The 20,848-nt window shown below is 68.4% G+C and carries 21 protein-coding genes; 11 read left to right on the top strand and 10 right to left on the bottom strand.

Annotated elements, in window-relative coordinates; all coding sequences use genetic code 11:
* Positions 1-35: 35 nt before the first annotated feature.
* Positions 36-1,373, bottom strand: a complete 1,338-nt coding sequence (locus ACFPZI_RS22965) for an MATE family efflux transporter (RefSeq protein WP_381366027.1) — start codon at positions 1,371-1,373, stop codon at positions 36-38.
* 458 nt (positions 1,374-1,831) lie between these two features.
* Between ACFPZI_RS22965 and dnaB the strand changes: the two genes are divergently transcribed.
* The 3 genes from dnaB to ACFPZI_RS22980 all read left to right on the top strand — a co-directional run bounded on the left by dnaB (position 1,832) and on the right by ACFPZI_RS22980 (position 5,613).
* Positions 1,832-3,310 (top strand): replicative DNA helicase, encoded by a 1,479-nt coding sequence (gene dnaB / locus ACFPZI_RS22970; RefSeq protein WP_381366029.1) that lies wholly within the window; start codon positions 1,832-1,834, stop codon positions 3,308-3,310.
* Positions 3,311-3,459: 149 nt separating this feature from the next.
* Positions 3,460-4,137, top strand: coding sequence for a methyltransferase domain-containing protein (locus ACFPZI_RS22975; RefSeq protein ID WP_381366032.1), 678 nt, complete (start codon positions 3,460-3,462; stop codon positions 4,135-4,137).
* A gap of 90 nt (positions 4,138-4,227) precedes the next feature.
* Positions 4,228-5,613: a serine hydrolase domain-containing protein gene (locus tag ACFPZI_RS22980; RefSeq protein ID WP_381366034.1), complete on the top strand. Its 1,386-nt coding sequence runs from the start codon at positions 4,228-4,230 to the stop codon at positions 5,611-5,613.
* Positions 5,614-5,712: 99 nt separating this feature from the next.
* Here ACFPZI_RS22980 and ACFPZI_RS22985 read toward each other — a convergent pair whose 3' ends face one another.
* Together ACFPZI_RS22985 and ACFPZI_RS22990 are read right to left on the bottom strand one after the other, a co-directional pair.
* The gene (locus ACFPZI_RS22985) at positions 5,713-6,165 is read right to left on the bottom strand and encodes a GNAT family N-acetyltransferase (protein ID WP_381366037.1); all 453 of its coding nucleotides are present in this window, start codon (positions 6,163-6,165) and stop codon (positions 5,713-5,715) included.
* Positions 6,166-6,203: 38 nt separating this feature from the next.
* Positions 6,204-6,668: a MarR family winged helix-turn-helix transcriptional regulator gene (locus ACFPZI_RS22990; RefSeq protein WP_381366040.1), complete on the bottom strand. Its 465-nt coding sequence runs from the start codon at positions 6,666-6,668 to the stop codon at positions 6,204-6,206.
* 143 nt (positions 6,669-6,811) lie between these two features.
* On the opposite strand from ACFPZI_RS22990, the gene ACFPZI_RS22995 reads away from it, so the two are divergent.
* Both ACFPZI_RS22995 and ACFPZI_RS23000 read left to right on the top strand, forming a co-directional pair.
* The gene (locus ACFPZI_RS22995) at positions 6,812-8,020 is read left to right on the top strand and encodes an MFS transporter (RefSeq protein WP_381366043.1); all 1,209 of its coding nucleotides are present in this window, start codon (positions 6,812-6,814) and stop codon (positions 8,018-8,020) included.
* A gap of 161 nt (positions 8,021-8,181) precedes the next feature.
* Positions 8,182-8,604: a GlcG/HbpS family heme-binding protein gene (locus tag ACFPZI_RS23000; RefSeq protein ID WP_381366046.1), complete on the top strand. Its 423-nt coding sequence runs from the start codon at positions 8,182-8,184 to the stop codon at positions 8,602-8,604.
* A 74-nt stretch (positions 8,605-8,678) separates the two neighbouring features.
* On the opposite strand, the gene ACFPZI_RS23005 is transcribed toward ACFPZI_RS23000, so the two are convergent.
* The 6 genes from ACFPZI_RS23005 to ACFPZI_RS23030 all read right to left on the bottom strand — a co-directional run bounded on the left by ACFPZI_RS23005 (position 8,679) and on the right by ACFPZI_RS23030 (position 13,445).
* Positions 8,679-9,551, bottom strand: a complete 873-nt coding sequence (locus ACFPZI_RS23005) for a GNAT family N-acetyltransferase (RefSeq protein WP_381366049.1) — start codon at positions 9,549-9,551, stop codon at positions 8,679-8,681.
* A gap of 152 nt (positions 9,552-9,703) precedes the next feature.
* Positions 9,704-10,186 carry an NUDIX domain-containing protein gene (locus ACFPZI_RS23010; RefSeq protein ID WP_381366052.1) on the bottom strand — a complete coding sequence of 161 codons (483 nt, stop codon included), beginning with the start codon at positions 10,184-10,186 and terminating at the stop codon, positions 9,704-9,706.
* Positions 10,187-10,273: 87 nt separating this feature from the next.
* Positions 10,274-11,176 carry a LysR family transcriptional regulator gene (locus tag ACFPZI_RS23015; RefSeq protein WP_381366055.1) on the bottom strand — a complete coding sequence of 301 codons (903 nt, stop codon included), beginning with the start codon at positions 11,174-11,176 and terminating at the stop codon, positions 10,274-10,276.
* A 225-nt stretch (positions 11,177-11,401) separates the two neighbouring features.
* Complete coding sequence (locus ACFPZI_RS23020) at positions 11,402-12,574, bottom strand: cystathionine gamma-lyase (RefSeq protein WP_381366058.1); 1,173 nt, start codon at positions 12,572-12,574, stop codon at positions 11,402-11,404.
* Positions 12,571-13,062: a low molecular weight protein-tyrosine-phosphatase gene (locus ACFPZI_RS23025; protein ID WP_381366061.1), complete on the bottom strand. Its 492-nt coding sequence runs from the start codon at positions 13,060-13,062 to the stop codon at positions 12,571-12,573. Before ACFPZI_RS23025 ends, ACFPZI_RS23020 begins: the two co-directional genes overlap by 4 nt.
* Before the next feature lie 5 nt (positions 13,063-13,067).
* A complete protein-coding gene (locus tag ACFPZI_RS23030; RefSeq protein WP_332429359.1) occupies positions 13,068-13,445 on the bottom strand; it encodes a phage holin family protein in 378 nt (125 codons plus the stop codon).
* A 59-nt stretch (positions 13,446-13,504) separates the two neighbouring features.
* On the opposite strand from ACFPZI_RS23030, the gene ACFPZI_RS23035 reads away from it, so the two are divergent.
* The 4 genes from ACFPZI_RS23035 to ACFPZI_RS23050 all read left to right on the top strand — a co-directional run bounded on the left by ACFPZI_RS23035 (position 13,505) and on the right by ACFPZI_RS23050 (position 15,746).
* A complete protein-coding gene (locus ACFPZI_RS23035) occupies positions 13,505-13,822 on the top strand; it encodes a cupin domain-containing protein (protein WP_381366382.1) in 318 nt (105 codons plus the stop codon).
* Positions 13,823-13,972: 150 nt separating this feature from the next.
* On the top strand, positions 13,973-14,185 hold the full coding sequence (locus ACFPZI_RS23040; RefSeq protein ID WP_055592340.1) for a DUF5326 family protein: 213 nt from the start codon (positions 13,973-13,975) through the stop codon (positions 14,183-14,185).
* A 302-nt stretch (positions 14,186-14,487) separates the two neighbouring features.
* Positions 14,488-15,213, top strand: a complete 726-nt coding sequence (locus tag ACFPZI_RS23045) for a helix-turn-helix domain-containing protein (protein WP_381366385.1) — start codon at positions 14,488-14,490, stop codon at positions 15,211-15,213.
* Between the two features lie 98 nt (positions 15,214-15,311).
* Positions 15,312-15,746, top strand: coding sequence for an SsgA family sporulation/cell division regulator (locus ACFPZI_RS23050; protein WP_381366065.1), 435 nt, complete (start codon positions 15,312-15,314; stop codon positions 15,744-15,746).
* 207 nt (positions 15,747-15,953) lie between these two features.
* Here the strand turns inward: ACFPZI_RS23050 and ACFPZI_RS23055 are convergent, their stop codons facing one another.
* Positions 15,954-17,729, bottom strand: a complete 1,776-nt coding sequence (locus tag ACFPZI_RS23055; protein ID WP_381366388.1) for a YibE/F family protein — start codon at positions 17,727-17,729, stop codon at positions 15,954-15,956.
* 317 nt (positions 17,730-18,046) lie between these two features.
* Between ACFPZI_RS23055 and thiC the strand changes: the two genes are divergently transcribed.
* Together thiC and ACFPZI_RS23065 are read left to right on the top strand one after the other, a co-directional pair.
* On the top strand, positions 18,047-19,861 hold the full coding sequence (gene thiC / locus ACFPZI_RS23060) for a phosphomethylpyrimidine synthase ThiC (RefSeq protein ID WP_381366068.1): 1,815 nt from the start codon (positions 18,047-18,049) through the stop codon (positions 19,859-19,861).
* Positions 19,862-20,003: 142 nt separating this feature from the next.
* The gene (locus tag ACFPZI_RS23065) at positions 20,004-20,690 is read left to right on the top strand and encodes a TerD family protein (RefSeq protein ID WP_381366070.1); all 687 of its coding nucleotides are present in this window, start codon (positions 20,004-20,006) and stop codon (positions 20,688-20,690) included.
* Positions 20,691-20,848: the final 158 nt, after the last annotated feature.

The following is a 20,848-nucleotide window of genomic DNA, read 5'->3' on the forward strand; positions in this document are numbered from 1 at the left end:
GTTTCACGTGAAACGCGGGGTTTCACGTGAAGCGGTCAGAGTGCGGCGCCGGTGACGACCCAGCGGCCCGAGCGGGTACGGAACCACAGGGTCAGCAGCCGAACGGTCATCATGAGCGTCATCGTTCCCCACAGTGCGGTGAGCCCACCTCCGAACGCCGGGACCAGCAGGGCGAACGGAGCGAAGACCACCAGAGTGACCAGCATCGCCCATGCCAGGTACGGCCCGTCGCCCGCACCCATCAGCACCCCGTCCAGAACGAAGACGATGCCGGAGATCGGTTGGGACAGCGCGACGATCATCAGAGCTGGCAGTGCCGTGTTCGTGACCGTGGAATCGCTGGTGAACAGAGGCAGGAAGACCGGCCGGGCGAGCACCACGACCACACCGAGGACGGCCCCGACTGCGAAGCCCCACTCCACCATGCGACGGCATACCTGGCGGGCACCCTGGGCGTCTCCGGCTCCCAGGTAGCGGCCGATGATGGCCTGCCCGGCGATCGCGATGGCGTCCAGCGCGAAGGCGAGCAGGCTCCATAGGGAGAGGATGATCTGGTGAGCCGCAATGTCGGAATCGCCGAGTCGGGCAGCGACGGCGGTGGTGATCATCAGGATGGCCCTGAGTGAGAGGGTCCGTACCAGCAAGGGCGCACCGGCCTGGGCGGAGGCTCTGATCCCCGCGAGGTCCGGGCGTAGTGAGGCGCCGTGCTTGCGCGCGCCCCTCAGCACCACGATCAGATAGACAGCGGCCATGCCCCACTGGGCGATGACCGTGCCCCAGGCGGAGCCCGCGATACCGAAACCGGCGCCGTAGACCAGCGCGACATTGAGAACGCCGTTGGCGGCGAAGCCGCCGACGGCGACGTAGAGAGGGGTCCGGGTGTCCTGCAGTCCGCGCAGGACACCGGTCGCGGCGAGCACGATCAGCATGGCCGGTATGCCGAGTGAGGAAATACGCAGATAGGTGATCGCGTAGAGGGATGCGGTGTCCGAGGCGCCGAACAGATCCACGAGGGCGGGTGCCGTGGGCAAGACCACGGCGACGACACCGGCACCGAGGAACAGAGCGAGCCAGATTCCGTCCATGCCCTGGCGGATGGCTGAGGGGAGGTCGCCGGCACCGACTCGCCGGGCGACGGCGGCCGTGGTGGCGTAGGCGAGGAAGACGAAGACACTGACGGCGGTCATCAGGAGGGCCGAGGCGATGCCGAGTCCGGCGAGCTGTGCTGTGCCGAGATGGCCGACGATGGCGCTGTCCGCCATGACGAAAAGGGGTTCGGCGACGAGGGCGCCGAATGCCGGTACGGCCAGCATGATGATCTCGCGGTCGTGCTGCCGTCGGACGGCTCGAGGGCGCGCGGGGGCCTGTGTCATGCGCACCAATCTAATCGTCCACAGGTAAGAGATGCAATGCACCAGAGACCCTTACGTGATGGCGCAGGGTGTGTGCTTGCGTACAGGGCTTGGGGAGATCTTGGCCGGAGAGGAATTTTTTTTGTTCTGCACAGGCGGTGGATGAGGAAATGCCAGCTCAGAGCCCTCCTTGCGGATCAATGAGGGTCTTGTTCACAGGGCTGTCCACCGGGTCGTGCACAGGTTTGGCGGACTTCTCCACAGCATTGGGCCGGTCGTCCACATGCCCTGTGGATAACCAGATTGGCTGACGGTGCAGAGGGGCCTACGGTGGTCCGGCACCCGCTCCGTCTGCCGGTTTCCAAAAAGTCATAAAACCGGCGCGCGACAACCGGAGTCGGGCGTCCTATTTGTCAGTGCCGTGCCGTAGAAAGAGGGGCACGGTGAGGTCCGCTCGGCGGACGGGAGGAGGTGGCTCGGTGAGCATTTCCGAGCCCTTGGACGACCCGTGGGCCGACAGCGGACCCAGTGATCGTCTGCCCGCCTCCCGGCGCCATGAAAATGGAGGCCGCGGCCGTGACGAGCAGCACGAGCGCGGCCGGGATTCCGGCGGATGGGACGGCACGGGCTCTACGTTCGAGCGGGTGCCGCCGCAGGACCTCGAGGCCGAGCAGTCCGTTCTGGGCGGCATGCTGCTGTCCAAGGACGCCATCGCCGATGTCGTAGAGATTCTCAAGGGCAACGACTTCTACAAGCCGGCTCACGAAACCGTCTACACAGCCGTTCTCGACGTCTATGCGAAGGGCGAGCCGGCCGACCCCATCACGATCGCCGCGGAGCTGACCAAACGCGGTGAGATCAACAAGGTCGGCGGGGCCTCGTATCTGCACACCCTCGTCCAGACGGTGCCCACGGCGGCCAACGCGGCGTACTACGCGGAGATCGTGCACGAGCGCGCCGTGCTGCGCCGCCTGGTCGAGGCCGGTACCCGCATCACACAGATGGGGTACGCGGCCGACGACGACGTTGACGAGATCGTCAACCGGGCGCAGGCCGAGATCTACGCCGTCACGGAACAGCGCACCAGTGAGGACTACCTCCCGCTCGGCGACATCATGGAGGGCGCGCTCGACGAGATCGAGGCGATCGGCTCACGCAGCGGTGAGATGACCGGTGTGCCCACGGGGTTCACGGACTTCGACTCGCTCACCAACGGGCTGCACCCGGGGCAGATGATCGTCATTGCCGCGCGTCCCGCGATGGGCAAGTCCACGCTCGCGCTGGACTTCGCCCGTGCCGCGTCCATCAAGCACAACCTGCCGAGTGTGGTCTTCTCGCTCGAGATGGGGCGCAACGAGATCGCGATGCGCCTGCTGTCCGCCGAGGCTCGGGTTGCCCTCCACCACATGCGGTCCGGCACGATGACCGACGAGGACTGGACCCGCCTGGCGCGCCGGATGCCGGACGTATCGGCGGCACCGCTCTACATCGACGACTCCCCGAACCTGTCGATGATGGAAATCCGCGCCAAGTGCCGTCGGCTGAAGCAACGCAACGACCTGCGGCTGGTCGTCATCGACTACCTCCAGCTGATGCAGTCCGGCGGCTCCAAGCGGGCGGAGAGCCGTCAGCAGGAGGTCTCGGACATGTCCCGTAACCTCAAGCTGCTCGCCAAGGAACTGGAGCTCCCGGTCATCGCGCTCTCCCAGCTCAACCGTGGTCCCGAGCAGCGCACCGACAAGAAGCCGATGGTCTCCGACCTGCGTGAGTCGGGTTCCATCGAGCAGGACGCCGACATGGTCATCCTGTTGCACCGCGAGGACGCGTACGAGAAGGAGTCCCCGCGCGCGGGCGAGGCCGACCTGATCGTGGCCAAGCACCGAAACGGCCCGACGGCGACCATCACGGTCGCCTTCCAGGGCCACTACTCCCGCTTCGTGGACATGGCACAGACCTGACCGATTCCCTACCTGCCGGGTAGCACCGCCATCAGCCGCACTGTTGACTCTTCCGTATGTCCACGACTCTCGGTGTCTCCCGACCTGACCAGGCCGCCTACATGCTCCGAGCGGCAGCCGGTGCCGGCCACGGCTACAAGTGGGAGTTGATGAATCTGCTGGACGTCCAGCCGGGGCAGACAGCACTCGACGTGGGATGCGGTCCGGGTGCCGACCTGCCGGCGCTGGCCGAACGCGTCGGCGTCAGCGGCACGGTGATCGGAGTCGACCGTGACCCGGCGATGCTCACCGAGGCCCGTCGGTGCACGAAAGACCTGTCGGCAGTGGAGATCCGGGAGGGAGACGCTCACTCCCTGCCCGTCGCGCCGGGGTCAGTGGACCGGGCCAAGATCGATCGGGTTCTCATGCACGTCGCCGAGCCCGCCGATGTCCTGGCGCAACTCCACTCGGTCACCCGGTCAGGTGCGCGGATCGGTCTTGCCGAACCTGACTGGGACACCCTGATCGTCGACGCGGAGGATCTCGGCACAAGCCGCGCCTTCACGCGCTATACCACCTCGGAAGTGGTCCGTCACGCCACCATCGGCCGCAGCCTCGCCCGCCACGCCGAGCGAGCCGGCTTCACCGTCGAGACGGTGATCGCCGCGACACCGGTCTTTCTCGACTTCCAGGACGCGGATTACACACTGGGACTGGGCCGCAACATGCAACAGGCCATCCAGGAAGGTCACATCGACGAAGAACGTGGCCGTCGCTGGTTCACCTCTCTTTCCGAGGGAACCTTCTTCGCTTCCTTCATGCTTGTCAGCGTGGTCTGCTCTCGCTGACGAACATCCAGGACGGACGCGGCGCCGGCCGCTCCGGCGTCCGGCTGCCGGCTTCCTACGGGCGGAGCCCGCACCTGGTGAACTGAGGGTATGACGACTCATCAGGAAGAACTGCTGGCCAGTACGCGTCGGGCATTGCTGCACCGGATTGCCGCTGCCCAGGCGGAGGAGCGTGCTCCGTCGCTCGTCGCGACCGTGGTCCGGGGTGGAGAGGCCGTATGGACAGGGGCGCGGACGTCGGTGGAGGGGCATGCGCCGGACGAGGACGTGCAGTACCGCATCGGCTCCATCACCAAGACGTTCACCGCCGTACTGGTTCTCCAGTTGCGCGATGAGGGGGTAATCGACCTCGGGGATCCGCTGGAGAAATACCTGCCGGGTACGGGCGTGGGGGAGGCGACCCTTGCCGAGCTGCTCTCGCACGCCGGTGGTCTGGCGGCCGAGACGCCGGGGCCCTGGTGGGAGCGCACCTCCGGCTCACTGCGGCCCGACCTGGCCGATGTCCTGGGCGAGCAGCCCCTGGTGCACCCGGTCGGTCGGCGGTTCCACTACTCGAACCCCGGATACGCGCTGCTCGGCGCGGTCGTGGAGAAGCTGCGCGGTGCCACGTGGGAGAAGGTACTCCGACGTGACGTGCTTGAGCCCTTGAACCTGAGCCGGACGGGTGTGCGCCCGAAGACGCCGCATGCGGGTGGCTGGGCGGTGCATCCGTGGGCAGACGTGATGCTGCGCGAGCCGGCCGAGGACCTCGGGCGGATGGCGCCGGCGGGACAACTCTGGTCCACCACAGGTGACTTGGCGCGTTTCGCGGCCTTCCTGACCAACGGGGATGCACGCGTACTGAGTATCGAGTCGTTGCGGGAGATGAGGAGACCTGCGGCACCGGCAGAGGCGACGGACGTGGCGAGCGGCTATGCCTATGGCCTGGGGCTGGAGTTGCGTCACCGGGACGGGCGGGCTCTCGTCGGGCACACCGGATCGCTGCCGGGCTTCCTCGCCTGTCTTGCGATCGGAGTGGAGGACGACGTGGCCGCGGTGGTCCTGGCCAACTGCACTTCGGGGCCGATGCTGTTCCCGGTCGCTGCCGATCTCGTCCGGATCGTCGCCGAGGCGGAACCTCGTATCCCTGCTCCCTGGCGGCCATTGCGGGAGTTTGATTCCACGGTGCTGGAGCTGGTGGGCCAGTGGTACTGGGGGACGCAGGGCTTCGCTCTGCGGCTGCCGGCCGACGGGCTGCTGTCGTTGGAGCCGCTGTCCGGCACGGGCCGTCGTGCCCGCTTCCGCTCGAACGGCGACGGAACCTGGACCGGACTGGAGGGTTACTACGCCGGAGAGCTTCTGAAGCCCGTACGGCGGCCGGACGGATCGGTGAGCCATCTGGACCTCGGGTCCTTCGTGTTCAGCCGTCAGCCGTACGAGGACGGGGCTTCTGTGCCGGGTGGAGTGGATCCTGAGGGATGGCGGGGGATCGGCTAGGGCTCGTACACCCAGCCTGCCCGGGGGTGTCTCGGAGGGCTTAGGAGCCTCCGGGGATCCCCCCAGGGCTGTTTCACGTGAAACAGCCCTCCGTCGTCCTTACAGGGCCAGCTTGAAGCCCACATGGGAAGCCGAGAAGCCGAGCCGTTCGTAGAACTGGTGGGCATCGGTGCGGGTGTTGTCGGAGGTCAGCTGGACCAATTGGCAGCCCTGACGGCGGGATTCGCCGATGGCCCACTCGATGAGCCGGGTCCCCAGACCGCTGCCGCGCTCGTCGGCGTGGATGCGGACGCCTTCGATAATCGATCTCGTGGAGCCGCGACGGGACAGCCCGGGAACGATCGTGAGCTGGAGCGTGCCGACGACACGGCCCTTGTGGACTGCGACGACCAGGTGCTGGTTCGGATCGGCGCTGAGCCGCTCCAGCGCGGCCAGGTACGGGCCGAGGTCGTCCGGAGACTCGCGCTGCGCCCCCAAGGTGTCGTCCGCGAGCATGCCGACGATCGCGGGGACATCGTGGGCGGCCGCGGAGCGTATCTCAAGATCTTCCATGGCGGCACCTTACGCAGATACGTGCCGACGCGGTCGGCTCATGCCGGTACGGACGCCTTCAGTGTCTCCACCGTGCGGACCAGCGGGGCCAGGTCGGGGTTCTTCGCCGCCGCGTCGAGCGCCTCACGCAGTGCGGAGTCGTTGGTCGGCCGTGCCCTCTCGAGAAGAGCGAGGCCGGCCTGCGTGACGTTGGTGTAGATGCCGCGCCGGTCCGTGGGGCACAGGTAGCGCTCCAGTAGTCCACGGTCCTCGAGTCGGGTGACCAGGCGGGTGGTGGCGCTCTGGCTGAGTACGACCGCGTCTGCCACCTGCTTCATCTGGAGATGCCCCCCCTCGCCGTCGTGTTGTCGGCTCAGCACGTCGAGCAGGGAGTACTCCCGCACGCTCAGATCGTGGTGGGCCTGGAGAGCCCGCTCGATGTGGGCCTCGATTCTCCCGTGCAGCAGGGAGAGCGCGCACCAGCCCTGCGCAAGGGCGGTGAGTGTGGGGTCCGTGGCTGTCATGGGCGTTTCCCTCCGTCCAGGAGCTGCTGGAACCAGGGTAGAACAGTAACGAAATAGCCCGCGTTTGCATGTAGTCCGCGTATGCAATTATTGTCGGAGCGCGCAAAGTCATTCTGTAATCGTTTGGGAAGGGCTGTCTCCTCATGCCTCTCGCGCTTCTGGCCCTCGCGATCGGGGCCTTCGGGATCGGAACGACCGAGTTCGTGATCATGGGTTTGTTGCCCGAGGTCGCTGGCGACTTCGGCGTCTCCGTCCCCACGGCCGGTCATCTGGTGACCGGCTACGCCCTGGGTGTCATGCTCGGCGCCCCGCTGATGACCGTGCTCGGCACCAAGATCTCCCGCAAGCGGATGCTGATGCTGCTGATGGGCCTGTTCATCGCCGGGAACCTGCTCTCGGCCCTGGCCCCGGTCTTCGGTCTCATGCTGCTCGGGCGGGTGATCGCCTCGCTGGCCCACGGCGCCTTCTTCGGGATCGGCTCGGTGGTGGCGGCAGGTCTGGTCGCCCCGCACAAGAAGGCCGGAGCCATCGCCCTGATGTTCACCGGGCTGACCGTGGCCAATGTCGTCGGTGTCCCCCTGGGCACCCTTGTCGGCCAGTCGGCCGGTTGGCGCATCACGTTCGGGCTCGTCGCCGTGCTCGGTGTCATCGGACTGGCCGGCATCGCCGGGCTCGTTCCCGACCTTCCCGCGCCCGAGGGCGTACGGCTACGTCATGAACTGGCCGCCTTCAAGAACGTCCAGGTACTGCTCGCCATGGCGATGACCGTCCTCGGATTCGGCGGTGTCTTCGCAGCCATCACCTACATCGCGCCGATGATGACGCAGGTCGCCGGCTTCGCGGACGGATCCGTCACCTGGCTGCTGGTCCTCTTCGGCCTGGGCATGGTCGGGGGCAACCTCGTCGGCGGCAGGTACGCGGACCGCGCCCTGATGCCCTTGCTGTACGTGTCCCTGGGCGCTCTCGCCGTCGTCCTCGCGCTCTTCACCCTGACCGCACACCACAAGGTCCTGGCGGCTGTCACGATCATCCTGATCGGCGGCCTGGGCTTCGCCACCGTTCCGCCTCTGCAGAAGCGTGTTCTCGACCAGGCTCACGGTGCCCCCACGCTGGCCTCGGCCGTGAACATCGGCGCCTTCAACCTCGGCAACGCCCTGTCCGCCTGGCTCGGTGGCCTGATGATCGCGGCGGGCCTCGGCTACACCGCGCCCAACTGGGTCGGCGCCGTCCTCGCCGCGAGCGCCCTGGTGCTGGCCTTCGTCTCCGCCGCCCTCGACCGTCGTGACAAGGCCCTCAGCGCCGTGGACGCCGACCAGGTGCCCGCCGAGCCGCAGGCCGCGATCCCCCACTGACCGGGACGCCTGTGGACACGGAGGGTGCGAGGGCGGCCCCTTCACCTTCAAGCAGGCCCCCTTGCCGCCCCAGCCGACATCACCTTCACCACCGGCATCACTTCCCTCACGGACCTCACCGCTTCAAGCGGCATCACCCGTACACCGAGGAGTACCTGTTCATGAGCACCACCACCGCTGTCGCCCCGCTCACCACCGCCGACGCCGAGGCCCTCGTCATGGCCGCGCACCAGGCCGCCGAAGCCGCCGGGGTCACGGTGAGCGTGACCGTCCTGGACGCGGGCGGGCATCTGCTCGCCTTCCGGCGGGACGACCGTGCCGTGCTGATTTCCGGCGAGACCAGCACCCGCAAGGCATACACCGCTCTTCAACTGAACGCGCCCACCGCCGACCTCGTCGACGCCGTACAGCCGGGAGGGATCTTCCACACCCTGCCCACCGCACTGGACCGGCCGTTGCTGTTCATCGCTGGGGGCGTGCCCGTCCGGCGTGGCGGCCGTCCGATCGGCGCGATCGGCGTCGGCGGCGGTGCACCGGAGCAGGATCACTCCTTCGCCACGGCCGCCGTGGACACGCTCGTCTAGGACCTGCGGTGCCCATGGTGCGTACGCCGGTTCCCGACGCTTCCGGGAACCGGCGTCGCCGTGCCCGGAAGGAGTCAGCCTGCCGCGACCGTCACAGGGGCGAACCTTCGAGTCCAGTCGCCGGGTAGCTCCGTGATTCCGTACGTCATCACGGCGTTGAAGGCGATGGATTCCAGACCGTGGCCCTTTGCCCAGGCCAGCAACTCTTCGTGCCGCACGTCGATGTCGGTGCGCAGCGGCCGGTCGGTGTGGGCGGCGAGCGAGGCGAGGAGCGCCGTGGCCGTGAGGGTGTCACGGGCGATCAGTGGGCCCACGACGTGGGTGTCCATATTGGGCCACGCGGCGGCGTAGCCGACGATCCGGCCGTCTTCCTCGGCCACGCGCAACTGGTCGGCGAATGCGGGCAGCCGGGTGAGGATGTGTGTGCGGTCCGCCCCGAACACCTCCTCGTCGAGCCGGAGGAGGGTGGGCAGGTCCCCGGCGGTCGCGGCTCGGGTGGACACCCCCGCTACGGGTTCGCCCGCGCCCGGGACGAAGTGCCCGCGGAGCATCTCAGCCCGGCCGGTGACCTTGAAACCGAGCTTTTCGTAGAGCGGGCGGCCGTTTGACGTCGCGTGCAGTGTCAGTGGTGTGGAGTCCATGGCCGAGACCACGCGGCGCATCAGATGGCGTCCGACGCCCTGCCGGGCATGCCGTTCCGCGACCAGAACCATGCCGATGGCGCCGAGTGTGGGTTGTTCCTGAGGTCCGTACTCGGTGACGACGCAGGCGGAGGCCAGCCCGCCGTCGGGATCATCGATGCCGTAGCCCTTCCCGGCGGAGAGGAGGAGTCCCCACTTGTGCTCTTCGCGTGGCCACCCCCGGTCCTCGGACAAGTCGGCGCAGGCGGAGAGATCGCGGAGTGTCAGGCGACGGATGGGCAGAGAAGCAGGGGGAGGTGTCGGCACGCAGGTCAGGCTGTCCGACGTCGACTGGCGGCGTCCACTTGTTTCCAAAGATCGAGGCGACCTTTCGGTCACGCAGAGGCGGACGCGGGACGCGGTCGCAGATACGGGATGTTTCACGTGAAACGCGCAAAACCGGTGAGTTGTCGAGTGGGTCAGTCCAGGTCGGGGGCCTGCAGGGCGCGCACACCCTCGATGTTGCCGTCCAGATAGTGCCGCAGCGACAGCGGGACGAGGTGGACGGAGGCGATGCCCACGCGAGTGAACGGTACGCGGACGATCTGGTACTCGCCGGCAGGCTCGTCGACCTCTGGGCCGTGCCGCAAGGACGGGTCCATGGACTCGAGGTGGCAGACGAAGAAGTGCTGCACCTTCACACCGGTGGCGCCGCCGTCCGCGCCGATGTGCTCCACCGTGTCGACGAAGCAGGGCACCACATCGGTGATCTTGGCGCCGAGTTCCTCGTACACCTCTCGGTGGAGAGCGTCGACGACGGTCGAGTCCTCCGGCTCGACACCGCCACCCGGGGTGACCCAGTAGGAATCCACGCCGGGCTTGGTGCGTTTGATCAGGATCAGGTGGTCGCCGTCCAGCAGAACGGCTCGAGCGGTGCGCTTGACCACGGGTCGGACGGTCATGGAGGAAATGTGGCCCAGCTTGTGCCACGTGAAACATCGCGACACATCACCGGCCGGATTTCCGGCGTGGGCCGCCCGGCCGGAGGGTCAGCACCAGTCGGTGGCCGCCTGCTGCAGTGCCTCATGAGCGCGTGCGACATGTGGCATGGCCAGGGTGCCGTTTCGGACCACCAGGAAGTACGTACGCAACGGCGGCACCGCGGGCTCGTGCAGGGCGGTAACCTCCCCCCGCTCGAGTGCGGCCGCACACAGATACCGGGGCAGCACAGCCAGCCCGGCACCCGCGACGGTGCAGGCCAGCACCGCGCGTAGATCTGGGACGACGACGGCGCCCGCGGTGACAGGCCGGGAGTCGAAGACGGAGGCCCAGTAACGGGAGACGAGAGGGAGCGACTCGTGCACCTCGATCACCGGGATCTGTTCCAGAGCGGACACCCCGGTGGGGTGAACCATGCCGGCACCGAACCGCTCGGCCCAGCGGGGCGCGGCGACCAGGACGTGTTCCTCGTCGCAGAGCGGAGTCGCCGAAAGCAGTGCGCCGCGTGGCCGGACCGCACTGATGGCCAGATCGTGTCGCCCGGCGGCCAGCCCTTCCAGCGTCTCCTCGGCGGTTCCGAAGGAGGCGCGCAGAGCGAAGCTCTGGCCGTTCCGGGTCAGTGCGGTGAGCGCGGGTACTGCCCGCTCGGAGGTGAACTCCAGAGGTCCTGCCAGGTGCAGCGTCCGCGAGGAGGAATCCTCGTCGAGCCCGGTCTCGGTGATTTCCACCAGGGCGTCAAGGTGGGGCGCGGCTTTGTGGGCGAGTTCGTCCCCGATGGTCGTGGGTGTTACGCCGCGGGCCTGCCGCAGGAACAGCGGCCGCCCCAGTTGCCGCTCCAGGGTCCGGATCTGGGAGGTCACCGCCGGCTGGGAGAGGCCGAGCAGGGCGGCGGCACGGGTGAAGGAACCGGCTCGGTGCACGGTTACGAAGGTCCGCAGCAAGGCCAGATCCACAGCACACCCTCCCGTTTGTCGGCCCCGCTGCCGCTCCGGCACAACTATAAATATGTCGATAGGTCGCTGTCGCTACAGTGATTGGACACTGACACTAAGTCAACTAGCCTTGGTCGCGCGGTTCTTCGTCCGCGTAGAACCGGGACGGTCCGAGCCACGAGGGGGGAGGCTCGGACCGTCCGGCGTCGGGAGCCGGGTGCCTGACGGGCCGCCCGGGCGGACCGGTCAGCCGGCCGACTCGTCCAGTGCGCGCAGCACGTCCGCCACCAGATCGGCAGGGTCCTCGACACCGACGGAGAAGCGGACGAAGCCCTCCGGCACCGCGTCCCCGCCCCAACGACCCCGTCGCTCTGCTGTGGACCGCACACCGCCGAAGCTCGTCGCATCGTCCACGAGCCGCAGCGCGTCGAGGAAACGATCCGCACGCACCCGTGAGGGCAGCGTGAAGGACACCACGCACCCGTAGCGCCGCATCTGCTGCGAGGCGATCTTGTGCGAGGGGTCGTCCGGCAGTCCCGGATAGCGCAGCCCCGTCACCTCGGGCCGTTCCCGCAGCGCCTGGGCGAGTGCCAGCGCCGTGGCGTTCTGCCGGTCGACCCGCAACTGGAGCGTGGCGATCGAACGGTGCGCGAGCCAGGCCTCCATGGGGCCGGTAATAGCACCGGCGATCTTGCGCCAGCGGCGTACGGCGGCCATCGCCTCGGCGTCGTGGCCGGCGACGTATCCCAGGAGGATGTCGCCGTGTCCGGTGAGCTGCTTGGTACCGCTGGCCACGGTGAAGTCGGCACCGAGCTCCAGCGGGCGCTGGCCGAGCGGGGTCGCGAGAGTGTTGTCGACGGCGACCAGTGCACCACGTGTGTGTGCAGCCTTGGCGAGCCGCCGCACGTCGCACACGTCGAGTCCGGGGTTCGACGGAGTCTCGATCCACAGCAGCCTCGCGCCGTCGAGGAGATCGAGCTGGGCGTCGCCCCTGGTCGGTGCGGTGCGCACCTCGATGCCGTATGCCTCCAGCTGAGCGCGCACCAGGGGCAGTGCCTGATAGCCGTCGTTCGGCAGGACAGCCACATCCCCGGCGCGGAGCTGGGAGAAGAGCACCGAGGAGATCGCGGCCATGCCCGAGGGGAACACCAGGGTTTCGACGCCGTCCTGCCCCGGCGCCTCCAGCTCTCCGATGGCCCGCTCCAGTAGCGTCCAGGTCGGGTTCTCGTCCCTGCCGTAGGTGTAGGGGCCGGTGGGGTCGCCGGGCAGGTGGAAGTGGGCGGCGAAGACGGGTCCGGGCAGGGTCGGTTCGTGCTTGACCGGCTCGGGCAGCCCGGCCCGTACCGCGCGCGTGCCCTCCCCAGGAGACGCTCCCCCCGAGCCCGCCCCGTAGCCGCCGGTCATCCTCGAATCGCTCATGCCGCCCGTCCTTCCGCCTGCTCACGTACCGAGGAGAGCAGTCCTGCGCTCGCCGCCTCCACCATCTCAAGGCATGCGTAGAAGCCGTCCGCCTTCCTGTAGTAAGGGTCCGGCACGTCCAGATCGTCGCCTGCTCCGGGGTCGTACGAGCGCAACAGGCGCACCTTGCCCACGTCCCGCGGGGTGGGGGCCAGGCGGCGCAGGGTCCTGAGGTGGCCCGTGTCGAGGGCGATGACCAGATCGAGGCGGGCGAACCAGGAGGGGTCGAACCGCCGGGCGGTGTGGTCGGCGGCGTAGCCGTTCTCCTCGAGGACGGCCACCGTGCGTGGATCGGCGCCGTCGCCCTCGTGCCAGCCGTCGGTGCCGGCGCTGTCGACCTCGACCACGCCGTCGAGGCCGGCCTCCGCGACGCGCGCGCGGAAGACGGACTCGGCCATCGGGGAGCGGCAGATGTTGCCGGTGCAGACGAAACAGACGCGGTAGACCATGGTGCTCAGTCTCCGTCGGGCAGGACGACGTTGAGGGCCCAGGAGACGACCGAGATGACCAGACCGCCCAGCACGGCCGTCCAGAAGCCCTCCACATGGAAGCTCAGGTCGAACACGTCGGCGAGCCAGGAGGTGAGCAGCAGCATCAGAGCGTTCACCACCAGCGTGAACAGCCCGAGAGTCAGGATGAGCAGCGGGAGGCTGAGGAGCTGCACGAGCGGCTTGACCAGGAAATTCACCACGCCGAAGATCAACGCGACGAGTATGAGGGTACCGATCTCCTTGCCCGTGCTGTCGCCGGTCAGGGTGATCTTGTCGATCAGCCACACCGCGACCGCGAGGGCCGCGGCGTTGGCGATCGTCTTGACTACGAAATTCTTCATGTGTCTGATCGTGGCAGACAGGACCGGACATGAGCAGTGAGGCAGGGGCGGACAAGGCTATGAAGGCATTCCGGCTGGACGAACTGGAGGCCGAACGCGCCGCCAACGAGGGCGCCTACCTCCAGTTCCTGCGGGAGCGGAACATGTCGGTCGGCCTGTACGCCCTGGACGCGGGCGAGCAGGATCCACAGCAGCCGCACGGCCAGGACGAGGTGTACTTCGTCGTCAGCGGCAGGGCGGCGATCACCGTCGGCATGGAGACCACGCAGGTGGCCCGCGGCAGCGTTGTGTACGTGCCGGCCGGGGCCGCGCACAAGTTCCACCACATCAGTGAGGACCTGAGGGTCCTGGTGGTGTTCTCTCCGCCCGAGAGCTGAGCCGCGGTCTCCGGGTTCCCTAGGGGACCGCTCAGGGGAGGACAAGGGGTCCGAGGCCCCCGGCAGGGCTCCTGTCGTCCTAGCATCGAGTGCAGGACATCATTCACGCGACCCGGTACGAGACGGGCGGAGCAGGTAAGGACGAAGGCGATGCGAGAGATCTTCATGGGACTGCCGTGGTGGGTGAAGTGGATCGCGGTGCCGGTCATCGCCCTGGTCGTGTTCGGCGGCCTGATAGCCAGCGTGGTCGGGTTCGTGGTCTATCTACTCTTCAAGGTGCTGGTCTTCGTCGCCCTGGTCGGCGGACTCATCTACGTCGTACGGAAGTTCACGTCGAGTTCGACGTCGCGCGGCGACTGGTGAGCCTCACGGGGAGCCGGTGAAGCGGTAACAGCCGACGCCGGTTCCCTCGGGCGGGGGAAGTTTCCCGGACGGACCGTCTGTCTGGGATGACAGACGGTTAGAGTCCGGAAGGCCATGCGGGGACGATCCCCGCGAGCGGCGTACACCCCCACCCGTGTTCCCCCGCACGGGCTGCCCCCTCGCTCCGGGAGTGACCCTTGGCCACGGCTGCCACCGTCCCCGCACATCTGTCCGCCGTTCCCTGCCAGCCCCATGCGCGCGCGGCGTCCGAGCCGGCGCCCACCGCGACCCTCATCGGCTCGGTGCAGCGCGCGATGCGTCTACTGGAGTCCGTCGCGGGACACGAGTGCGGGGCCCCGGCCAAACAGCTGGCCCGCGAGACCGGACTGGCGCTTCCCACGGCCTATCACCTGCTGCGCACCCTTGTGCATGAGGGCTATCTGCGCCGCGACAAGGGGCTGTTCTTCCTCGGCGACGCGGCCGAGCGGCTGACCAGCAGCGGAGCCCCGCAGAAACGTCGCAGCACGGTCGTTGCCGCGCTCGCGCGCTGGCGTGACGCGATCGGGGCTCCCGTGTACTACGCGGTGTACCGCGAGGGCGAGATCGACCTGGTGTGCGTCTCCGACACTCCGGGCAATCCCGCGGTCCAGGAATGGGCCGACTTCCGGGCGACCGGCCACGCGCACGCCATCGGACAGTGCCTGCTGTCCCAGCTCGACGAGGTCGCCCGCCGGGACCACCTCGACCGCTACCCGGTGCAGCCCGTCACGCCGTATACCGTGCGTGACGGGCACAGCCTGCTCCGGCGCCTGGAGCGGACGCGTCGCATGGAGCCGGTGTTCGCGCGTCAGGAGTACGCGCTGGGGACGGTGTGCGCAGCCGTCCCGATCACGGCCGGTGCCACGGCCGCGACGATCGCCGTCTCCCTGCCGGTGCACCAGGTCCACCGGTTGCACCCTGCCGCCCAGCAGTTGCAGGCGGAAGTGGGCCGACTGCTGGGGCCGTTGGCACTCTCTATCAGTATCTGAAAACTCACTCCTTGTAATTCGCCGTGTACGTTGAGCAAGATTCACCCAGTGTCAGGGGTCCATTCCCGGCCGGTTCGTAGCGAATGACGGGGTAGGCGATGCGCGAGTCCGTGCAGGCAGAGGTCATGATGAGCTTTCTCGTGTCGGAGGAGCTGTCCTTCCGTATCCCGGTGGAGCTCCGCTACGACACCTGTGATCCCTACGCCGTACGACTGACCTTCCATCTCCCGGGTGACGCGCCGGTGACCTGGGCGTTCGGTCGGGAGCTGCTGATCGACGGCGTGGGCAGACCGTGCGGCGAGGGCGACGTACGCGTTTCACCGGTCGGCCCCGACTCCCTGGGCGAGGTGCTGATCCGGCTTCAGGTCGGAGGCGACCACGCGCTGTTCCGTTCGTCGACGGCGCCGCTCGTGGCCTTCCTCGACCGCACCGACAAACTGGTGCCGCTGGGTCAGGAGGGGGCGCTCGCCGACTTCGACGCCCATCTCGACGACGCGCTGGATCGCATTCTGGCGGAGCAGAGCGCCGGGTGAAGCGTTCCGCATCCGGGCGGCCTGCGGCGGAACGCTTCACCGTGTTCCGCCAGACCGGGCAGGAACGCTTCCGCAGTGGCGACCGAGCGGCTCCGGTGCCGGACTGACCAGCAGCCTGTAGTCGGCGGCCGATTGCCGGAGGGTGGGTTGCCGGGAGAGTGGCCGCGGACGGTCAGAAGTCGCCGGCGCGGTCCGGCGCCGGCGGGGTCAGCGCTTCCGGCGCCTGCCCCGCCCGCCGCGTGCCGGAGCCGACCGGACGCCTTCCTTGGCCGCCGCCTGCGCGGTCGGACGGTCGGCCGAGACCACCAGGGCGGCCAGCACTGTGGTGACCGGCACCGAGGCGACCAGGCCGATCGAGCCGATCAGCGTACGCACGATCTCCTCCGCCACCAGCTCGCTGTTGGCGACCGTTCCCACGCTGCTCTGCGCGATGGAGAACAGCAGCAGCAAGGGCAGCGCGGCGCCCGCGTAGGCGAGGACCAGGGTGTTGACGACGGACGCGATGTGGTCGCGACCGATGCGGATGCCCGCGCGATACAACCCGCGCCAGCCCATCGACGGGTTGGCCTCGTGCAATTCCCATACGGCCGACGTCTGCGTGACCGTCACGTCATCGAGCACACCGAGCGATCCGATGATGATGCCGGCCAGCAGCAGACCGCTCATGTCGATTTCCGGGTAAAGGCCGTGAATCAGACCGGTGTTTTCGTCGGTGTCGCCGGTCAGTGCCGCCCAACTGATGAAGACCGAGCCCAGAACGCCGATCAGCAGCAACGAGATCAGGGTGCCGAGCACAGCCACGGAGGTGCGCGCCGACAGTCCGTGGCAGAGATACAGAGCTTGCAGCATGATGGCGCTCGCCCCCACCACCGCCACGACCAGGGGGTTCGAACCCTGCAGGATCGCGGGCAGGATGAAGAAGTTCAGCACCAGGAAGCTGATCGCCAGCGCGACCAGGGCCATCACACCGCGCAGCCGTCCGACAGCGACGACGGCGACCGCGAAGATGCCGGCGAGCAGGGCCAGCGGTACGCGCCGGTTCACATCCGCCACCGAGTACTGGAGGTCCTTCGGAGCGGAGGGCTCGTAGGCGACCACGACCTCCTGACCCTCGCTCAGCTGCCGTGACTGGTCCGGCTGCACGATCTCGGTGAAGGTGCGGCCCGCATCGTTGCCGGTGTCGACCCGGATCGTCGCTTTCTTGCACGTGCCGTCCGCCTGCTGCTGCGCGGAGGACCCCTCGGCGGTCGAGGTATCGCCGGTCGGGATGCCTCCGGACGCGTTGACGGACGAACAGCTCACCTCGACCACCTTGGTGACCGTGGCCTGCTGCGTCTGCCGGTCGAAACCGACGCCGGTCCGCTCGTGCCCGGGTGTGCCACCCGGCCACAGCACCGCGAGGCCGATCAGCACCGCCGCGCCGAACGGGATGAGGACCGCCGCGATGACCTTGCGCAGGTGCTTCGAGACGGGAGCGGCCGGGCCGTGGCTGTGACTGTGCCCGTGCCCGCCATCGGCGCCCGGACCATGTTCGTGCCCGCCGTCGCCCGGAGGCGGACCGCCGTGCCCGCCGTCGGAGTTCGGGCCACGCCCGTGGCCGCCGACACCGGGGTCCGGGCTGTGGTCATGACCCGGACCGTGATCCTGGCCGCGGGCTCGCCCCTGCCCTTGTCCTCCCTGCCCTTGTCCTCCCTGCCCGTGCCCGTGCCCCTGCCCGTGGCCCTGACCCGAGCGGCCCGCGCCGGGTCCGGGAGTTCGACCGGGAGGTCCGAAACCCGGGCCTACGAGCCCCGGACCAGCGGGCCTATCGGGAACTCTGGGGTCAGGGTCTCCAGGGCCGGGCAGGTGGCTCTGTGTCGCCGGTGCCTCGCCGGGGCCGTGTCCATGCCCGAACCAGCCTCCGGAGCCGGGGCCGTCTCCCTGAACGTCCCCACGGCCCAGGCCGGTGCCGGCTGCGGGTCCTCTGCCACGGCCGTCGCCGATTCGGGCGCCGGAGTCACGGGATGGTTCGGGTGGCGGGTACGGGGGAGGTTGCGTCGAGGTCACCGCCTGATCATCGCAAGAACAATGAGAGCCCTCTGTTCACCGCGCCAGAATTCCCGCTAGCGTGGAGGCACCTTTTTGTACACGCGGGAGCTCGGAGCACCGGGCTGAGAGGGCGCTGACCTCCGTCCCAGCGACGTTTCACATGAAACATCACTTGTCCGAGTGATGTTTCACACGGAACGCCGGCAGATGGAAGCCGCTGCGTCGACCGCTGAACCTGTTACCGGGTAATGCCGGCGTAGGGAGTAGGTCTCATGACCAACAAGGACGCACGCACGCCTGCCTTCACCCAGAATCCGACGGAAGCGTCGGTGTGGGAGGAGGCCGGGAAGTCCATCGGCTGGCACAAGGCGTACGTCGAGGGCACACGCCCCGACCTGCGGGTGCCGGTCCGTCAGGTGCACCTCACCAACGGGCAGTCGGTCACGTTGTACGACACGTCGGGCCCGTACACCGACCCCCTGGTCGACACCGATGTGCGCAGAGGACTGGCGCCGGTGCGGGAGAGCTGGGTCATCGCGCGCGGTGACACCGAGGAGTACGCGGGCCGTCCGGTCCGCCCCGAGGACGACGGGATCAGGCACACCTCGCCGCGCGGTGGACTGCGCAATCTCGACGCGGTGTTCCCGGGTCGGCCCCGTCAGCCGCGCCGGGGCCACGCGGGCAGGGCGGTCACGCAGCTGGCGTACGCACGCCGCGGTGAGATCACGCCCGAGATGGAGTACGTGGCCATCCGGGAGAACGTATCGCCGGAGGTCGTGCGTGAGGAGATCGCGGCAGGCCGCGCGGTGCTGCCCGCCAACGTCAACCACCCGGAGATCGAGCCGATGATCATTGGCAAGCGGTTCCTGGTGAAGGTCAACGCCAACATCGGCAACTCCGCGGTGACCTCCTCCATCGAGGAGGAGGTGGAGAAGATGACCTGGGCGACCCGCTGGGGCGCCGACACGGTCATGGACCTGTCCACCGGTCGCAACATCCACACCACCCGGGAGTGGGTGCTGCGCAACTCCCCCGTCCCCATCGGCACCGTGCCGCTCTACCAGGCGCTGGAGAAGGTCGACGGCAGGGCCGAGGAGCTGACCTGGGAGATCTACAAGGACACCGTCGTCGAGCAGGCCGAACAGGGCGTGGACTACATGACGGTCCACGCGGGTGTACGGCTGGCGTACGTGCCGCTCACCGCCCACCGCAAGACGGGCATCGTTTCGCGCGGCGGCTCGATCATGGCGGCGTGGTGCCTGGCGCACCACAAGGAGTCGTTCCTGTACGAGAACTTCGAGGAACTCTGCGAGATTCTCGCGGCGTACGACGTCACATACTCGCTTGGCGACGGTCTCCGGCCGGGCTCGATCGCCGACGCCAACGACGAGGCGCAGTTCGCGGAGTTGCGCACGCTCGGGGAACTCAACCGGATCGCCAGGCGTTTGGATGTGCAGACCATGATCGAGGGCCCGGGACATGTCCCGATGCACAAGATCAAGGAGAACATCGACCTTCAGCAGGAGATCTGCGATGAAGCTCCGTTCTATACGCTCGGCCCGCTGACCACGGACGTCGCGCCCGCATACGACCACATCACCTCCGGTATCGGTGCGGCGATGATCGCCTGGTGGGGTACGGCCATGCTCTGCTACGTCACGCCCAAGGAGCACTTGGGCCTGCCGGGCCGCGACGACGTCAAGACCGGTGTCATCACCTACAAGATCGCCGCCCATGCCGCCGACATCGCCAAGGGGCATCCGGGGGCGCAGGAGTGGGACGACGCCCTGTCCGACGCGCGCTTCGAGTTCCGGTGGGAGGACCAGTTCAACCTGGCTCTCGACCCGCACACGGCACGGGAGTTCCACGACGAGACGCTTCCGGCGGAGCCCGCGAAAACGGCGCACTTCTGCTCGATGTGCGGGCCGAAGTTCTGCTCCATGAAGATCAGCCGGAGCATCACGGAGCGGTTCGGAGGGTCCCCGGCGGAGGGGGCATCGGCCGAGGAGGTCGCCGAGGGGATGCTGCGGAAGTCGAAGGAGTTCGCTGAGGCGGGCAACCGTGTGTACCTGCCGTTGACGGACTGAACGAACAGGCGGACCGAATGAACAAAGGGGCGGGCCGTTCGGGCCCGCCCTCTCCCCTCCCGGGAGGACGGGTCGGCAGACTGGATGTCATGACAGCGAGATCAATGAGCAAGGGTCCAACCTTCCCCTCGACGCCCAGGCGGTGCGCGTCGAGCTCGCTTGGGCCGCTGTGGCCGGTGTGCCCGACATCGACGGGTCGGCTCTGCTGCTCACGGAAGCCGGGCGGGTACGGGACGACGCTGACTTCGTCTTCTACAACCAGCCGTGGCACACCTCCGGCGCCGTGACGCACCTGGGGAAGCGGAGCGCCGCCGGCGCCGCGACCGACACGGCCGAGGTGGACCTGCGCCTGCTGGAACCGGCCGTCGAGCGAGTCGTGCTGTGCGCGTCGTCCGGGGGCGGGACGTTCGGCCAGGTGCCGGGACTGGTGCTCAGGCTGCTTGTCGCCGGTACGGGGGCCGAGATCGCGCGGTTCGACATGGTGGCCGGGAGGGAGACCGCGTTCATCGGCGGTGAGCTGCACCGGCGTCAGGGAAATTGGAAGTTCTGCGCGGTGGGGCAGGGGTACGCCGCGGGGCTCGCGGGGCTGGCCACCGACTTCGGTATCGCCGTGGACGACGCCCCCCGGCGGCAGCGGACTCCACGACGCATCTGGTTCCACCACGGCATCTGGCGCGACGACGCCTCCTGTCGCGATCGCAGTGCCGCCAGTCCCGCCCGCGGTACCCACCGCCCCGTCCCAGCCCTCGGTCGCGCCGGCCGCCTCCGCCTGTCCGAGTTCCCCCAGTGGATCGCCGCAGCGGGCCGGGCGGGCATTTTTCATCCCTGATGACCACTGCCCAGGCCTGTACGGGCACAGGGCGGCGAGCACCTGGCTCACGCCCCTCGGCGCGGAGCCTCTGGGACGGGCTCCGCCGATGAGGGAGCGCAAGCCGACGGCTGGGCCGTCGCATGCTTCGGCGTATCTGGTGGGACCGGCTCCGGTTG

This window comes from Streptomyces chlorus (assembly GCF_042655885.1).
Classification (GTDB): Bacteria; Actinomycetota; Actinomycetes; order Streptomycetales; family Streptomycetaceae; genus Streptomyces; species Streptomyces chlorus.

What these genes read in the sequence shown, in the direction of transcription:
- ACFPZI_RS22965 (WP_381366027.1), bottom strand. Translation starts at nt 1,373, where the DNA reads ATGACACAGGCCCCCGCGCGCCCTCGAGCCGTCCGACGGCAGCACGAC.
- ACFPZI_RS22975 (WP_381366032.1), top strand. Translation starts at nt 3,460, where the DNA reads ATGAATCTGCTGGACGTCCAGCCGGGGCAGACAGCACTCGACGTGGGA.
- ACFPZI_RS22980 (WP_381366034.1), top strand. Translation starts at nt 4,228, where the DNA reads ATGACGACTCATCAGGAAGAACTGCTGGCCAGTACGCGTCGGGCATTG.
- ACFPZI_RS22985 (WP_381366037.1), bottom strand. Translation starts at nt 6,165, where the DNA reads ATGGAAGATCTTGAGATACGCTCCGCGGCCGCCCACGATGTCCCCGCG.
- ACFPZI_RS22990 (WP_381366040.1), bottom strand. Translation starts at nt 6,668, where the DNA reads ATGACAGCCACGGACCCCACACTCACCGCCCTTGCGCAGGGCTGGTGC.
- ACFPZI_RS22995 (WP_381366043.1), top strand. Translation starts at nt 6,812, where the DNA reads ATGCCTCTCGCGCTTCTGGCCCTCGCGATCGGGGCCTTCGGGATCGGA.
- ACFPZI_RS23000 (WP_381366046.1), top strand. Translation starts at nt 8,182, where the DNA reads ATGAGCACCACCACCGCTGTCGCCCCGCTCACCACCGCCGACGCCGAG.
- ACFPZI_RS23010 (WP_381366052.1), bottom strand. Translation starts at nt 10,186, where the DNA reads ATGACCGTCCGACCCGTGGTCAAGCGCACCGCTCGAGCCGTTCTGCTG.
- ACFPZI_RS23020 (WP_381366058.1), bottom strand. Translation starts at nt 12,574, where the DNA reads ATGAGCGATTCGAGGATGACCGGCGGCTACGGGGCGGGCTCGGGGGGA.
- ACFPZI_RS23025 (WP_381366061.1), bottom strand. Translation starts at nt 13,062, where the DNA reads ATGGTCTACCGCGTCTGTTTCGTCTGCACCGGCAACATCTGCCGCTCC.
- ACFPZI_RS23030 (WP_332429359.1), bottom strand. Translation starts at nt 13,445, where the DNA reads ATGAAGAATTTCGTAGTCAAGACGATCGCCAACGCCGCGGCCCTCGCG.
- ACFPZI_RS23035 (WP_381366382.1), top strand. Translation starts at nt 13,505, where the DNA reads ATGAAGGCATTCCGGCTGGACGAACTGGAGGCCGAACGCGCCGCCAAC.
- ACFPZI_RS23040 (WP_055592340.1), top strand. Translation starts at nt 13,973, where the DNA reads ATGCGAGAGATCTTCATGGGACTGCCGTGGTGGGTGAAGTGGATCGCG.
- ACFPZI_RS23050 (WP_381366065.1), top strand. Translation starts at nt 15,312, where the DNA reads ATGCGCGAGTCCGTGCAGGCAGAGGTCATGATGAGCTTTCTCGTGTCG.
- thiC (WP_381366068.1), top strand. Translation starts at nt 18,047, where the DNA reads ATGACCAACAAGGACGCACGCACGCCTGCCTTCACCCAGAATCCGACG.